Origin of the sequence: Roseovarius sp. MMSF_3350, from assembly GCF_030733425.1 — a bacterium.
GTDB lineage: Bacteria > Pseudomonadota > Alphaproteobacteria > Rhodobacterales > Rhodobacteraceae > Roseovarius.
In genome coordinates this window covers 73991-88682 of the sequence record NZ_JASHIZ010000007.1, presented here as the reverse complement: position 1 = coordinate 88682, position 14692 = coordinate 73991, and the positions used below count along the sequence as shown (strand labels likewise).

The 14692-nt window shown below is 65.0% G+C and carries 13 protein-coding genes; 5 read left to right on the top strand and 8 right to left on the bottom strand.

Annotated features, from left to right (window positions below; translation table 11 throughout):
* Position 1: 1 nt before the first annotated feature.
* From lpdA to RBB31_RS08650, 6 genes are all read right to left on the bottom strand, one after another.
* Positions 2-1396: a dihydrolipoyl dehydrogenase gene (lpdA, locus tag RBB31_RS08675; protein WP_306128885.1), complete on the bottom strand. Its 1395-nt coding sequence runs from the start codon at positions 1394-1396 to the stop codon at positions 2-4.
* A gap of 148 nt (positions 1397-1544) precedes the next feature.
* Positions 1545-2132 carry a DUF924 family protein gene (locus RBB31_RS08670; protein ID WP_306128884.1) on the bottom strand — a complete coding sequence of 196 codons (588 nt, stop codon included), beginning with the start codon at positions 2130-2132 and terminating at the stop codon, positions 1545-1547.
* 133 nt (positions 2133-2265) lie between these two features.
* Complete coding sequence (locus RBB31_RS08665; protein WP_306128883.1) at positions 2266-3531, bottom strand: MFS transporter; 1266 nt, start codon at positions 3529-3531, stop codon at positions 2266-2268.
* Between the two features lie 180 nt (positions 3532-3711).
* Positions 3712-3999: a hypothetical protein gene (locus tag RBB31_RS08660; RefSeq protein WP_306128882.1), complete on the bottom strand. Its 288-nt coding sequence runs from the start codon at positions 3997-3999 to the stop codon at positions 3712-3714.
* A complete protein-coding gene (gene queA, locus RBB31_RS08655; protein ID WP_306128881.1) occupies positions 3996-5063 on the bottom strand; it encodes a tRNA preQ1(34) S-adenosylmethionine ribosyltransferase-isomerase QueA in 1068 nt (355 codons plus the stop codon). The genes RBB31_RS08660 and queA overlap by 4 nt, the downstream gene beginning before the upstream one ends.
* Entirely contained in the window at positions 5060-8467 is a 3408-nt protein-coding gene (locus RBB31_RS08650) for an AsmA-like C-terminal region-containing protein (RefSeq protein WP_306128880.1), read from the bottom strand. Before RBB31_RS08650 ends, queA begins: the two co-directional genes overlap by 4 nt.
* A 107-nt stretch (positions 8468-8574) precedes the next feature.
* Here RBB31_RS08650 and bcp point away from each other — a divergent pair, with 107 nt between their 5' ends.
* From bcp to RBB31_RS08630, 4 genes are all read left to right on the top strand, one after another.
* Positions 8575-9036 carry a thioredoxin-dependent thiol peroxidase gene (gene bcp, locus RBB31_RS08645; RefSeq protein ID WP_306128879.1) on the top strand — a complete coding sequence of 154 codons (462 nt, stop codon included), beginning with the start codon at positions 8575-8577 and terminating at the stop codon, positions 9034-9036.
* A 20-nt stretch (positions 9037-9056) separates the two neighbouring features.
* Positions 9057-9857: a ferritin-like domain-containing protein gene (locus tag RBB31_RS08640; RefSeq protein WP_306128971.1), complete on the top strand. Its 801-nt coding sequence runs from the start codon at positions 9057-9059 to the stop codon at positions 9855-9857.
* Between the two features lie 240 nt (positions 9858-10097).
* On the top strand, positions 10098-11420 hold the full coding sequence (locus RBB31_RS08635) for a M23 family metallopeptidase (RefSeq protein ID WP_306128878.1): 1323 nt from the start codon (positions 10098-10100) through the stop codon (positions 11418-11420).
* Positions 11410-11949 (top strand): polymer-forming cytoskeletal protein, encoded by a 540-nt coding sequence (locus RBB31_RS08630; protein WP_306128877.1) that lies wholly within the window; start codon positions 11410-11412, stop codon positions 11947-11949. The genes RBB31_RS08635 and RBB31_RS08630 overlap by 11 nt, the downstream gene beginning before the upstream one ends.
* A gap of 119 nt (positions 11950-12068) precedes the next feature.
* Here RBB31_RS08630 and RBB31_RS08625 read toward each other — a convergent pair whose 3' ends face one another.
* Together RBB31_RS08625 and RBB31_RS08620 are read right to left on the bottom strand one after the other, a co-directional pair.
* Complete coding sequence (locus RBB31_RS08625; protein WP_306128876.1) at positions 12069-12422, bottom strand: MerR family transcriptional regulator; 354 nt, start codon at positions 12420-12422, stop codon at positions 12069-12071.
* Positions 12423-12520: 98 nt separating this feature from the next.
* The gene (locus RBB31_RS08620; RefSeq protein WP_306128875.1) at positions 12521-12919 is read right to left on the bottom strand and encodes a nuclear transport factor 2 family protein; all 399 of its coding nucleotides are present in this window, start codon (positions 12917-12919) and stop codon (positions 12521-12523) included.
* Positions 12920-13351: 432 nt separating this feature from the next.
* On the opposite strand from RBB31_RS08620, the gene RBB31_RS08615 reads away from it, so the two are divergent.
* On the top strand, positions 13352-14647 hold the full coding sequence (locus tag RBB31_RS08615; protein ID WP_306128874.1) for a DEAD/DEAH box helicase: 1296 nt from the start codon (positions 13352-13354) through the stop codon (positions 14645-14647).
* Positions 14648-14692 lie beyond the last annotated feature (45 nt).

The following is a 14692-nucleotide window of genomic DNA, read 5'->3' as shown; positions in this document are numbered from 1 at the left end:
TTCAGTAGTGCACCGCCCGCCCATAGGCATCCAGCACGCTTTCATGCATCATCTCCGACAGCGTCGGGTGCGGGAAGACAGTGTGCATCAGGTCCTCTTCCGTGGTCTCCAACTGCCGGCCCACGACATAGCCCTGGATCAGCTCGGTCACTTCCGCGCCGACCATGTGCGCGCCCAGAAGTTCGCCCGTCTTGGCATCGAACACCGTCTTGATCATGCCTTCCGCCTCGCCCAGGGCGATGGCCTTGCCGTTGCCGATGAAGGGGAAGTTGCCGATCTTCACCTCGTATCCCGCCTCCTTGGCCTTGGCCTCGGTCAGGCCGACGCTGGCCACCTGCGGGTGGCAATAGGTACAGCCGGCGATGCTGTCCGGGCGCACCGGGTGCGGGTGCCCGCCGGCGGCCAGCTCGGCCACCATCACGCCCTCGTGGCTGGCCTTGTGCGCCAGCCAGGGCGCGCCGGCCAGGTCGCCGATGGCATAGATCCCGTCCACGCCGGTGCGGCAGTATTCATCCACCACCACATGCGTGCGGTCCACCTTGATGCCCAGGTCCTCCAGGCCGAGGTTCTCGGTATTACCGACGATCCCCACGGCGGAAATCACCGTGTCGAACTCCAGCTTCTCGGTCTTGCCGCCGGTCTCGATATGGGCGGTCACCTTGCCCTTGGCGCGGTCCAGCTGCTTGACCGTGGATTTCTCCATGATCTTCATGCCCTGCTTCTCGAACGCCTTCTTCGCGAATTTCGCGATCTCGGCATCCTCGACCGGCAGGATGCGGTCCATCACCTCGACCACGGTCGTCTCGGCGCCCAGCGTGTTGTAGAAGCTGGCGAACTCGATCCCGATCGCGCCCGAGCCGATGACCAGCAGTTTCTTCGGCATCCGGGGCGGCTTCAGCGCGTGCTTGTAGGTCCAGACGAGGTCGCCATCGGCCTCGAGCCCCGGCAGTTCCCGCGCCCGCGCGCCGGTGGCCAGAACGATCGTCTTGGCGGTCAGTTCCTCGCTGCCTTTCTCGGTCTTGACCGAAACCTTGTCCTTGGCCGTCAGCTTGGCCTCGCCCATGATCGTGGTGATCTTGTTTTTCTTCATCAGGTGACCGACGCCCGAGGTCAGTTGCTTGGCCACGTCGCGCGACCGCTTGACCACCGCGTCAAGGTCATAGTCGATCTTCTCGGCCTTCAATCCGAACTCCTTGGCCCGGTGCATCAGATGAAACACCTCGGACGAACGCAGCATCGCCTTCGTCGGGATGCAACCCCAGTTCAGACAGATCCCGCCCAGGTGCTCACGCTCGACCACGGCCACCTTCAGGCCCAGCTGCGCGCCCCGGATGGCGGCGACATAGCCGCCCGGTCCTGCCCCGATTACGATCATGTCATAGGATTGCGCGGCCATGCGATGCTCCGTTTCCCGGTGTGTCCAAAATATAGTTTGATATTAAACTATCTCGCAGACGACCACAACGCGGCAAAGCCTGCCCGCAACAAGATGCCACGGGCCGGCCCGGTTTGTCCATGTTTTCCAAGGTGTCACGCGCCAGGCGTCAGGCGGCGGCGTCGGCGTCCTGAAGCTCGCGCACGACACCGCCGTAGCCGCCCTTCTTCATGAAGGTCTTCTCGGCGTCCGAACTCGTACGCCCCAGCACCTCGTTGCGATACGGAAAGCGGCCGAAGCTGCGGATCACCTCGCGGTGGGCGCGCGCATGCAGCAAGTTGCCCTCGCCGTCCTCGGGCATCCGCTCACAGATCAGCCGCACGCAGCGATCCTGGTCGCACAGGTTCTCGGAATGCATCAACGGCAGGTAGAAGAATTGCCGCGCAGGCACGTCAATGCGCGTGTCCCAGCCCTTGTTGATCGCGGCCTTCGCGGCTGCCAGCCCGAACTTGTCGGTGGCAAAGGCTTGCGCGTCGTCCCGGAACATGTTGCGCGGAAACTGATCCATCAGGATGATATAGGCGAGTGTGCCGCTCGGATAGGTCAGCCACAGGCCGTTGGTGCCGTCACAGGCGCGCCGATAGGCATCAAGAAACCTTTCGCGCACCGTCTCGTCCAGATCGTCGGATGCCTCGTACCAACCCTTCGGCCCGACCTCGTCGAGCCAGAAACTCAATATATCTTCGGGCGCTGTCATCCTATCCTCCCGTAATGGGCAGCACGCATATGTAACAGGTTAACGACATGAACCGCCGCATGGACAGTAAAGAATTGCAACAACGGCAATCTTTCGTGACATTCTCCTGCCTGTGCCGTGCATATGTGCAATCTCATGCGGCCTGTCCATCCTCGGCATTTTCCTCCGCCGCTTCCATGGCGACTTCCTGCGCATAGGTCACGGCCATGGGCGACGCGTTCGGCATGACGGCGGTATATCTTTCGGTCTCCTCCGCCGAGGGCGCGGCCCGCTGTGTCATCCGGTACGCGGCATAGGCCGCCATCATCGTGCACAGCGTGGCGATATGCAGGAAGTACCCGCTCGGCCCCACCACGCCCATGATCCAGCCGGTGATGATCGGGCCAAAGACAGCGCCCAGCCCGTTGATGAACACCATGCCCCCCGCGGCGGCGGCCATGTCATCGGACCCGAGAAAGTCGTTGGTATAGGCGATCAGCAGCGAATAGAGCGGATTCGACATGCCCCCAACCAGGAAGGCCGCCACCAGCAACAGCCAGAACACGCTGCCCAGCGCCATGCCGATCACCGCACCAAGCGCAGAGATGGCCGCCGCGATCAGGATCAAAAGGCGCCGGTCCATCCGGTCCGACAGCCAGCCCAGCGGGTACTGCACCAGCATCGCCCCCACATAGAAAGTCGCCACGAAGGTCGAGATTTGCCCCACGGACAGCCCCGCCTCGGCGCCATAGACCGCCGCCATGCCGAACTGCGCCGCAAAGACCCCACCCAGCAGGAACATGCCGACACAGCCCAGCGGCGAGATCTTCATGATCTCGCGCAGGGTCATCGGCTTGGTGGTGTCGAAGGCCGGCGTCGGGCTGATCGACAGCAGAATGGGCGCGAAGGACAACGAGATCAGAACCGACGGAATGATGAACAGCACGAAACCGCCCGGATCGGCGGTCAGCATCAGCGCCTGCGCGCTGACGATGCCGACCATCTGCACGATCATGTAAAGCGACAGCGCCTTGCCGCGGTTGTCGTTCGTGGCAGCGTTGTTCAGCCAGCTTTCGGCCGTCACGTACACGCCGGAAAAGCAGAACCCGATCAACACGCGCCCCACGCCCCAGGCCCAGGGGTTGGCGAAGGCCGGGTACAGGATCATCACCGCCGAGATCATCGAGGCCAGCGCCGCGAAGACCCGCACATGCCCCACCCGCCGGATCATCTCCGGCGCCATGCGCGAGCCAAAGAGAAAGCCCAGGAAATAACCCGACATCACCAGCGACATTTCCAGCGTCGAGAAGCCTTCCATCTGGCCGCGCACACCTAGGAGCGTGCCCTGCATGCCGTTGCCGACCTGCAAGAGCATCATGCCCAGCAACAGGGCCCAGGCGCTGGAAAGAACGGAAAACATGCGGAGGCTCCAATAACTTTGTGCCCGTCTAGCCGGGCGGCGAATGGCGGGTCTGGCTCAAACGCGACTCGTTCCGTCGCTGGTGCAGGCCTTGCCAGTGTTTGGGCCAGTTTTCAACACGCGCCGCGTCCACGCCGCCTGCGCATGGGCGGACGTCCGCGCGATGGCCTGCACGGGCGCTCAGCGGTCGGTGTCGTCGCGCTCGCCCCCGGTGCCGGCGGGCGCGGTGGCGCCGGCCTGCAAATCGGCAAGTGTCGCGCGTTCCAGCTCTTCCTTGGACAGGCCCGTGAGCACACGAAAGACCCACAGCTTGACCGGCTCGCGCTTGAGGGCAAGGTTGGCGGCAAAGACGATAGCTGCACAGACAAGCCCCTCGATCACGTAGTTCAGGATCAACAGCGCCGCACTGGTGATCAGCCCCACCCACATGACGCGGTTGACGAATCCGGGCACCTTGCTGAGTTTCATTCTGTCCTCCTCCCGTCATGCGGCACCAGCAGAGACGAATCCCCGTAGGAGAAGAATCGGTACTCATTCTGGATCGCGTGGGTGTAGATATCCTTAATGCGGTCCGGCCCCATCAGGGCGCTGACCAGCATCATTAACGTGCTTTTGGGCAGGTGGAAATTGGTCATCAGCGCATCCGTCACCCGGAACTCGAAACCGGGATAGATGAAGATGTCCGTCTCCCCCCGCCACGCCGAGATCGCGCCACCGCGCGCGGCACTCTCGATCAGGCGCAGCGCGGTCGTTCCAACCGGGATGATCCGCCCGCCCGCCGCCTTCGTCGCGGTGATCTCGGCAGCGGCGGCCTCGCCGACCTCGCCCCATTCGGCATGCATCCGGTGGGTCGTCACGTCCTCCACCTTGACCGGCAGAAACGTGCCCGCCCCGACATGCAATGTCACTTCGGTGAAGGCCACGCCCTGCGCCGCCAGCTTCGCGAGCAGGTCGTCGTCGAAATGCAAGCTGGCGGTGGGGGCCGCGACGGCGCCGGTCTCCTTGGCAAAGACGGTCTGATAGTCGTCCCGGTCGCGGTCGTCGGCGGCGCGCTTGCTGGCGATATAGGGCGGCAGAGGCATCGCACCCGCCGCGTTCAGCGCGGCGTCGAAATCTTCCCCGGACAGGTTGAAACGCAGCACGCCCTGCCCGTCCTCCTTGTCCAGCAGCGTCGCCTCCAGGCCCGCACCAAAGCGCACCACTTCGCCGGTGCGCAGCTTTTTCAGCGGCTTGATCATCGCCCGCCAGTCGCCCTCCGGTGTGGCGTCCAGCAGCGTCGCCTCGATCCGCGCCTCGGTCTCGCCCTGTGCACTGTCGCGCCGCCGCAGCCCCGACAGCCGCGCGGGGATGACCTTGGTGTTGTTCAGGACCAGCCGGTCGCCGGGGCGCAGGTACCGGCCCAGGTCATAGACCCGCGCGTCGGTGATGGTCTCGCCCTGGGCCACCAGCAGCCGCGCCGACGGTCTCGGCCTTGCGGGCCGGGTCGCGATCAGCGTCTCGGGCAGGTCGAAATCGAAATCCGACAGCTTCATCGGCCGGCTTCACGATTGTTGAAGTCGCGCACGCGCGGGCTGGACTGCGGCGCCTGCGACTGCGGCCTGTCGGTGCCGCCCTGCGTGCCTTGCTGATCACCCTGCGCGGGCCGTGTCGATTGCGGCAGTTCCGGCGCCGGCCGGCGGAACAACTCGCGGAACATGCCCGGCGTGAAGGCCGAAAGCGGGTTGACGCTGACCCGCGGACTGCGCGCCGGACCCTTGAGCGTGTAGTTGAACCCGAACAGCCCCTCGCCCCGTCGGGTGAACAGCCCGCCCACGGCGTTGACCAGGTAAACCGGCGAAATCACCCCCTGCATGTCCATCTGCCCGCTTTCAAGATAGTAGTACCCGTCCATCGTGATCCCCATCGCGGCGCCCACCGCGCTGCTGGAATAAAGCGTTACGCGCTCGGGCGAAAGCTGGAACCGCGCTTCGAGCAGTTCGAAATGGATGCCCTCGCCGCCCAGTTGCTCCAGAAGGCCCACGACGGTCAGCGCGTTCAGGAGCGCCGCCATCGAAGGCGCATCCTTCAGGCGCATCGCGCCCTTTGCGGTCAGCTTGCCCTCGTAGACACCGGGCCCCTTGCCCGGCACCAGCGTCACGTCCAGCTTGCCGTTGCGGGCGCCCTTGATCAGCCCCGCCGACACCAGCACCCCGGCGGCATCCTCGGCCTGTATGCGAAAGGCGCTGCGCCCGCCTTGCGGGATCACGCGGCCCGTGATCGGCGTCTGACCGTTGACCCGGCCGGTAAAGCTGCCGTCAGCCCCGCGCGACATGTCCAGATCGGCGCGGAAATCGGTCAGCGCGATGCCATCGGATATCTGCAATCGGTCGAGTGCCAGCGACACCGGCCCGCCGCGCCGCGCCCCCTGCTGCGCCGCGCCGCCACCATCGCCGCCCAGCGAGGTCTGGCGCAAATCCACCGACCCGCCCTGCACGCGCACCGCCGGCGTCACGCCCGCTCCGCGCCCGACCAGTTGCACCGGCGCGCTCAGCCAGCTGCCGACCTGCACCTGCGAGAACGAGGCCCGGTCCAGCTGTCCGTTGTCGCGCAGGCTGACCGCCCCACGGGCGTTAAGCCCCGCGGCGGCAATCTCCAGCCGGTCGATCGAGGGCGGCTCACCCAGCCGCCCCGACGCCTCCAGCCGCCCCGTGCCGCCCTGCGACAGCGCCCAATCCAGCTGTGGCACGCGCAACCCCACCCCGGCCAGGTTGGAGCTGAGGCGGAACACCCCCGGCGCACCTTTCTCGAAATCGATCTCCATGTCGGCCCGACCCGCGCCCGACACGCTGCCCGGCGGCAGGCCGATGCCGAACTCTTCGGCAAAACGCTCGGACAGCTCGATCCAGCCGCGCACCGTGCTGGTATTGCCGCCGGGGCTGATATCGGTCTCGAACCGCCCGTCGAAAGGCACCTGCCCGATCCTGCCCGCGCCCGCCACGCTCAGCACATCGTCGGCAATCGCCACGTCCAGCGTCGCCGCCGACAGGACCTTGCCGGGCACCAGAATCTCGCTGCGCACATCACGCAGTGTACCACCTACGTCAAAGTCCACGTCCTGCACCGTCAGCTTGTCCAGAAGGCGCAGATCCAGCACGCCGGCCAGTTCCGCCATCCCGTCGGCCAGCGTCACCTCGCGCCCGGCCTTGGTCAGAAATTGCAAGGGCGGCTCGTCCAGCAGCGACAGCGCCGCGGTGATCGTGCTGCGCGTGCGCAACCTCACTTGCGCCGGCGTGCGTTTCACCGTTACGTCGGGGATGTCGAAGCTGGTGCCGGTGATGTCCACCCGTCCACCCTGCGGCGCCGTCACATGCCCGCCAAGTGCCGACACCACAAAGCGGTTGTCCATCAGCGAGGCGTGCCCATGCGCGTCCTCGATCACCGGGAAGTCGCGGATGAACTGCGTGCTGAAATTCTCGAAATCGAACCCCAGAAAGAAATCCGGGCGGCGCTTCGGCAGGCTGCGCAGGGCAAGCTGGATATTCTGCAGGTCCGCGCTGCGGATATTCTTCGTGATCCAGTCGCGGGTCTTCACCTCCAGCCGTTCCGGCCAAAGCTGCATCAGCCGGTCGGGGTTGATCCGGTCCATGTGGCCGTCCAGCGTCACGTCCCAGCCTTCGGGCTCGGCCCGCGCCTCGCCGCTGAACCGCAGCACCTCGTCCTGGTCCGACAGGCTCAGCTCACCCAGGCTCAGCACGAAAGGCTTCAGCCGCAGGCGCATGTCCATCCGCGCGCCCTGAAGCGTGATCGCCTCGGCATAAAGGTCCATCGGGTTGGCCACCACCTCCGACAGGCCGACCTGCAGCAGGATCTCCTTGGGCCAGCCGTTCTCCACCCCCACCAGATAGGCATGCCCCGAAGCGCTGGTCTTGACCCACTTGCTGTCGATCGACAGCTCGCTGAAGCTGATGCGGTGTTCGGACGGATCGTAGGTGAAATAGCTGCGCACCGAGTCGAAGGCGATCGGCTCGGTCGCGTCGTTGGGCCTGACCGCGCCCTTGCCGATCTGCAGCGCAGCATTGAGCGGCCCCAGCTGGCCCGCCGCGTCGAGCGAGGCCCGCAAGGCCCCCGAAATCGGCGCGTCGATCGCATCGAGCCAGGCCAGCGCGGGCGATTGCCCCGCCACGTCGCGCGCCGGCATGTCCTCGAAGCTCAGGCCAAGTTCAGATTCCGCCGTGCCCAGCCGCCCGGTATAGTTCAGCGCCAACGTTGTGGCGAAATCGCGCGCGCCGATCAGCGCGAAATCCCCGCGCAGGCGGATATCGTCGCCCTCGCGCGTGACCTCCAGCCGCCCGCCATCGGCGGTCCACGCGCGCTCGGTGCGCTCGTCCTCGTAGCGCAGCGAGACGTTGGTGGCCTCGATCCGGGAAAGCGCCTGAAAGGCCGGCCGGTTCAGGATATCGTCCAGCCGCTCGGCCAGCGTGGCCACCGTCACCGGCTCGCGCGTGGCCGCCTGATCGTCTCCCAGCGTCACGCCGACCTCGCCCGCCCCGGTGCGGCGAAAGCTCAGCTGCGCCCCCGAAAGCCGGATCGCGCTTGGCTGAACCTTGCCCTGCAAAAGCGCCCCCATATCGACCGTGCCCTGCACGTCCGACAGGCTGGCGATGGGCAGGCCGGTCTCGTCCCGGACCAACACGTCGCGCAGCCAGAGGCGCGGCACCCAGCCTTCCTCGACCACCACCGCCATGTCCCCGAAATGCAGTGACACGCCGTCGACCGCGGCATTGACCTCGCGCGTCACGCGCTCGCGCACCCATTCCGGCGCCGATATCCGCGTCCCGACCAGGGCCATCACCGCCACGCTCAGCCCCAAGCACAGCACGAGGATCAGACCGGCGCTCCATAGGCCGAACCGTTTCAGGCGTTTGCCACGCGGTCTTGTCTGCGCTGTGTCGCTCATTTTCCCGTTACTGCGCGTTGGCCGCGCTTTTGTCTGCTCCCACGGCTTTATTCTTGCCGCTTGAGCGTTAATTTGGAACTCACTTTTTACTCATGGGAGAATCCCGCATGATCGAGACTGGTCAACCGGCCCCGGATTTCGCCTTGCCGCGCGACGGCGGCGACCTTGTCACCCTGTCCGACCAGCGCCCCGCGCCGGTGGTCCTTTACTTCTACCCGAAGGACGACACGCCCGGCTGCACCAGGGAGGCCATCGCCTTTACCGGCCTCGTCGAGAACTTCGACGCGGTCGGCGCCAAAATCTTCGGCATTTCCAAGGATACCGTGGCCAAGCACGACAAGTTCCGCGACAAGCATCAGCTGGGCATTCCCCTTCTGTCTGACGCTGATACGCATGTGTGCGAGGATTACGGCGTCTGGAAAGAGAAAAAGATGTACGGCAAGACCTTCATGGGGATCGAACGCACCACCGTGCTGATCGACCAGAACGGCATGATCGCGCGGATCTGGCCCAAGGTGAAGGTCGACGGCCACGCCGAAGAGGTGCTGGACGCGGTGCGCGCGCTTTGACGGCCCAAAGCCTTGCCGAGATGGCCGTCGAGGTGCTGACCACGGCCGACGGCCGCGCAAAGACCGCCCTGTCGCGGCGCCATGCCGAGACCTGGTTCGCCGCCCGCGCGGCCGGGCGGGACCTGCCCGTGGGCCAGGCGGCGCCGCCGCCGCGCCCGGCGCGCCCCGACCTGCCGCGCCTGCTCGACCCGCGCGACGTGCCGCGCCGCCGCCCCGGCACCGCGCCCGGGCGGCTGGCGATTCTGCACGCCGTGGCGCATATCGAACTTAACGCGGTGGACCTGCACTGGGACATCATCGCGCGCTTCACGGACGTGAAGATGCCCATCGGCTTCTACGACGACTGGGTGAAGTCGGCCGATGAGGAATCCAAGCATTTCAACCTCGTATGCGACTGCCTCGAAGCGAAGGACAGCCATTACGGCGCACTCGACGCCCATGCCGGCATGTGGCGCGCCGCCGAGGACACGGCCGACGATTTCATGGGCCGTCTCGCCGTCGTGCCCATGGTGCTAGAGGCCCGCGGCCTCGACGTGACGCCCGGCATGATCGACCTGTTCCGGAACGCCGGCGAGGACCGGACCGTCGAGGCGCTCAAGGTCATATACGCGGAGGAAGTGGGCCATGTCGCCTATGGCTCCAAATGGTTTCACTTCCTCTGCGGTCGGCACGAGATGGACCCCAAGGACGCGTTCCACGACCTTGTCCGCCGCTATTTCCATGGGGGTCTCAAACCGCCCTTCAACGAGGAAAAACGCGCCGAGGCCGGCCTGCCGCCAGACTTCTATTGGCCCCTGGCAGAGCGCAAAACAGGGTCCTGAAAGCGCATTCGTGCCATCAAGCCCTTATAAATCGGCAATATTCTGCCAATTACGCGTCAAATTGCCGTCTGTTCCCATCAAGGTGGTCAAAAACCTTGCCCAAAAGTGAACCTCTGTGTACCCAACCTCGGACGATGCCACCGGACCATCCGGCAGTGAATGGACAGCTCCGCGATCCACAAGACGCGGCGAAGGTTTGAGCATCGACATTGGGAAAGGCTGAAAGGGACGGATCCGATCGTGCGCAGTCGATTTTTGATCAAGCTGAACCACCTGTTGGAAAAACACTTCCCGGAACGCCGCGTTTTCCTGCGGTCCGACACAGACACACGCTTCATCCGGCTACGCCCTGCAACCCAGCTCATCGCCTTTCTCGGCGCATCGGCCATCGTGGCCTGGGCGATCATCGCCACCGCCGTTCTGGTGATGGACTCGATCGGTTCCGGCAATTTCCGCGAACAGGCCAAACGCGATCAGCGCACCTACGAGGCCCGGCTCAACGCCCTGGAAGAGGAGCGCGACAAGCGCGCCGAAGAGGCACTGGCCGCGCAGAACCGCTTCAACTCCGCGCTTGAACAGATCTCGGTCATGCAGACCGAGCTTTTGTCCTCCGAGACCCGCCGTCGTGAACTGGAAACCGGGATCGAGGTGATCCAGTCGACCCTGCGCCGCACCATGAAAGACCGCGACAGCGCCCGCAACGAGGCCGAACAGCTGACCGCGGCGATCGAGAATTCCGGCGACACACCCCTGCCCGGTACGCCGGGCGGCACGGGCGAGGATCCGATGGTCGATTTCCTGTCCTCCCAGCTGGCCGCGACCGCGCAGGAACGCGACCAGATCACCGCCGACGCGCAGGATGCGCTGCTGCGCGCCGACGAGATGGCCAGCCAGATCCAGCTGATGCAGGACCAGAACGACCAGATCTTCCGACAGCTCGAAGAGGCGATGGCGATCTCGGTCGAGCCGCTGGACAAGATGTTCAGCGCCGCCGGCATGAACCCCGACAACCTCATCGCCACCGTGCGCTCGGGCTATTCCGGCCAGGGCGGCCCGCTGATGCCGCTCAGCTTCTCCACCCGCGGCGAGGAACCTTCCGCGGACGCCCGCCGCGCCAACGGCATCCTTCGGGGCATGGACAAGCTGAACCTCTATCGCATCGCGGCGCAAAAGGCGCCCTTCGCCATGCCGGTGAAGTCCTCCTTCCGCTACACTTCGGGCTTCGGGATGCGCTGGGGCCGGATGCATTCGGGTACCGATTTCGCCGCCCCGCACGGCACACCGATCTATTCCACCGCCGATGGCGTCGTGGTTCACGCCGGCTGGCAGTCGGGCTATGGCCGCCTGGTCAAGATCCAGCACGAGTTCGGCATCGAGACGCGCTACGCCCACATGTCCCAGATCCGGGTCAAAAAGGGCCAAAGGGTCTCGCGCGGGGATCGAATTGGTGATATGGGGAGCACTGGACGTTCGACCGGCACCCATCTACACTACGAGGTCCGTGTCGGCGGCAAGGCCGTCAATCCCATGATCTACATCAAGGCTGCAAGAGATGTTTTCTAAAAGCAAAATCAACGACCCCGCGCCGAAGCAGGATTCTGCGGCCAAACCCGCCGCGCCGGCCGAACCGCGCAAGGACACCAGCGCCGCCAGCAGCGGCGAATTCAAGGCCACGGCCCCCAAGGCCAAGCCCCCCGCCTCGGTCCTGTCGACCGACCTGCACGTCACCGGCAACCTCAAGACCACCGGCGACGTCCAGGTCGAAGGCACCGTCGAGGGCGACATCCGCGCCCACCTGCTGACCATCGGCGAAAGCGCCACGATCAAGGGCGAGGTCATCGCCGACGACGTGGTCATCAACGGCCGCATCGTCGGCCGCGTGCGTGGCCTCAAGGTGCGCCTGACCTCAACCGCCCGCGTCGAAGGCGACATCATCCACAAGACCATCGCCATCGAATCCGGCGCCCATTTCGAGGGCTCGGTGCAACGCCAGGACGACCCGCTCAACGCCGGTGGCAAGAAACCTGCCACACCGGCACAGCAATCGGCCTCCCCCGCGCCTGCCGCGGCGAACGAGCCCGCCAAAAGCTGACCGCGATGCATACTCAATAGGAAGGCGCCGGGAAAACCGCGGCGCCTTTTTTGTTGTGACGCTCATGGATCCAAGCCGCATCGAGGTGGCTTGTGCGCGACCAACGTCGGACCGAGTGCCTACGGCAGGGCCTTTCTCAGGGCGTCGAGCCTTTCCAGAATAGCTTTGCGCTTTTCTTCAAGCTCGGATCCAAGTCGGTCGATATGTTCAAGCTTCTCGGTCAATTTCTCTATGCCGCCGGCACATGGCCCGGCACCATCGTCGGACAGGCAGGCACTCATCGCGCGGATTTCGCGCGTCGAGAATCCCGTGGCTATGAAATCGCGGATGCGGCCTGCGCGCCGTAAATCGGCGTCGGTGTACCTGCGATACCCGTTGACGGCGCGGCCAACCTCCAGCAGGCCTTGCTTCTCGTAATGGCGCAACATGCGCTGCGTGAGCCCCAGCCGTTCCGCTGCTTCCTTCGCCTGCATGTTGCATCCTCCGTCTGGCCCGACACAGATGGAAACCATGCCGGCGTCGTTCAAGGTTGGGCCGGATGGATGACCGCATCCACCCGGCCCACCGGGCATCAGGCCGTCTCTGCGTCCGGGCGGCTGAAGTTGACTTCGCGGATCACCTGCCAGCGTCCGTCTTCAAAGATGAAATCGATGCTGAGTTCGATGTGCATGCTGGGTCCCCCCACCGGGATCTTTCGGGATATAAGGACATGGCCGCGATCACCATCCACTGTCACGCTGTGAATTCTCGACCACATGTGATCTTCCGGGATCTTGTCTTTGAACGCGTCCTTCAGCATGGCCATGAACTCCTGTTTCTGCAAAGTGACAAGCCGCCCGTCGATGCTCAGATCCATCACGACGATATCTTCGTGATAGATCTTGTCCAACTCTTCCATGTTTGCGCTGGTGCCGTATTTCATAAGGTCCTGGACCTTGGCGCGCAGTGCCTCCGTGGTTCTTTCCGTCATGTCGCATGATCTCCTGTGTGCGAATCTCTCGAATTGCATGAAAGCCACGCTTAGCGCCCTGACACTAACGTCAGGGTCAAAGGTTTTCTCACTGCAAAAACTGCAACTTCCGGGGAGACTGCCGGTCCTGCGGTGCACGGCTTCGGGCGATGGGGCGCGAGACCCAACTATCCCTTGACACTTACCCCGCAATCCCCCATCTGTCTCCCATCGCTGCGATTGCGCGTGAGCCGGGCCAACCGCCCGAACCAGCAACCAGCCCGATTTTTCCAGTTCCCCCATCACGCAGGGTTTCTGATGCGGCGCCAGGTGGCGCGGGATACGCCCGCGACATCTTAAAGTGTCCGCGCAACCCTTGCGCCCGCGCATCCCGTGCGGGCCATACCTCTTGGTCACGCAGGCATTCGCCTTGTGGCCCGCAAAGGATACGACTTGTACGATTTCGACATGCTGGGCCTCGCGCCCGAACTCAATACCGCCCTCAAGACCGCCGGTCTGACAGAACCGACGCCCATCCAAAACAAGGCCATTCCGCTAGCGCTGGAAGGCCATGACGTCATGGGCCTCGCCCAGACCGGCACCGGCAAGACGCTGGCCTTCGGCCTCCCGCTCATCCAGCACCTGCTGGACATGCCCGGCAAACCCGCCGAAAAAACCGTCAAGGCCCTCATTCTCGCCCCCACCCGCGAACTGGTGAACCAGATCGCCGACAGCCTGCGCGGCCTGACCAAAGGCACCAAGCTGCGCGTCGTCACCGTTGTCGGCGGGCAATCCATCGGCAAGCAGATCAGCCTTCTGTCGCGCGGTACCGACATTCTCGTCGCCACGCCAGGCCGGTTGATCGACCTGATGGAACGCCGCGCGCTCGATCTGTCCACCGCGCGCCACCTGGTGCTCGACGAGGCCGACCAGATGCTCGACATGGGCTTCATCCACGCCCTGCGCAAGATCGCGCCGCACCTGGGCAGCCCGCGCCAGACCATGCTGTTCTCGGCCACCATGCCCAAGCAGATGGAAGAGATCTCCGCCGCCTACCTCACCAACCCGCGCCGGGTGCAGGTCTCGCCCCCGGGCAAGGCCGCCGACAAGATCACACAATCGGTGCACCACGTCGCCAAGAACGACAAGTCGTCCAAGCTGCGCGAGATCCTGGCCGATGATCCGCACGCGCTGACCCTCGTCTTCTCCCGCACCAAGCACGGCGCGGAACGGCTGATGAAGGGGCTGGTGGCCGATGGCTTCAACGCCGCCTCGATCCACGGCAACAAGAGCCAGGGCCAGCGTGACCGCGCGCTCAAAGCCTTCCGCGACGGCACCACCAACATCCTCGTCGCCACCGACGTGGCCGCGCGCGGCATCGACATTCCGGGCGTTGCCTACGTGGTCAACTACGACCTGCCCGAGGTGGCCGACAACTACGTCCACCGCATCGGCCGCACCGCCCGCGCGGGCCGCGAAGGCGAGGCGATCTCGCTCTGCGCGCCCGAAGAAGCGGACCTTCTGCGCGATATCGAAAAGGTGATGAAGATTACCGTTCCCGTCGCCAGTGGCACCGCCCCGGTCAACGAGCAGACTAAAGGCCCGAAAAAGCGCAACGGCGGCCCGAACCGCCGCCGCCGCAAGCCTTCGCAGGGCGGCAATGGACAAGCCCACGCGAACGCCGGTGGTCAGAACCAGGGCGCGGGCAAACCCCGCCGCCAGCGCCGCCGCAACCGCGCCGCGGCCTGAGCCACAAATGACGGGCCGGGCCCCTGCCCGGCCTGTTTCATTCAA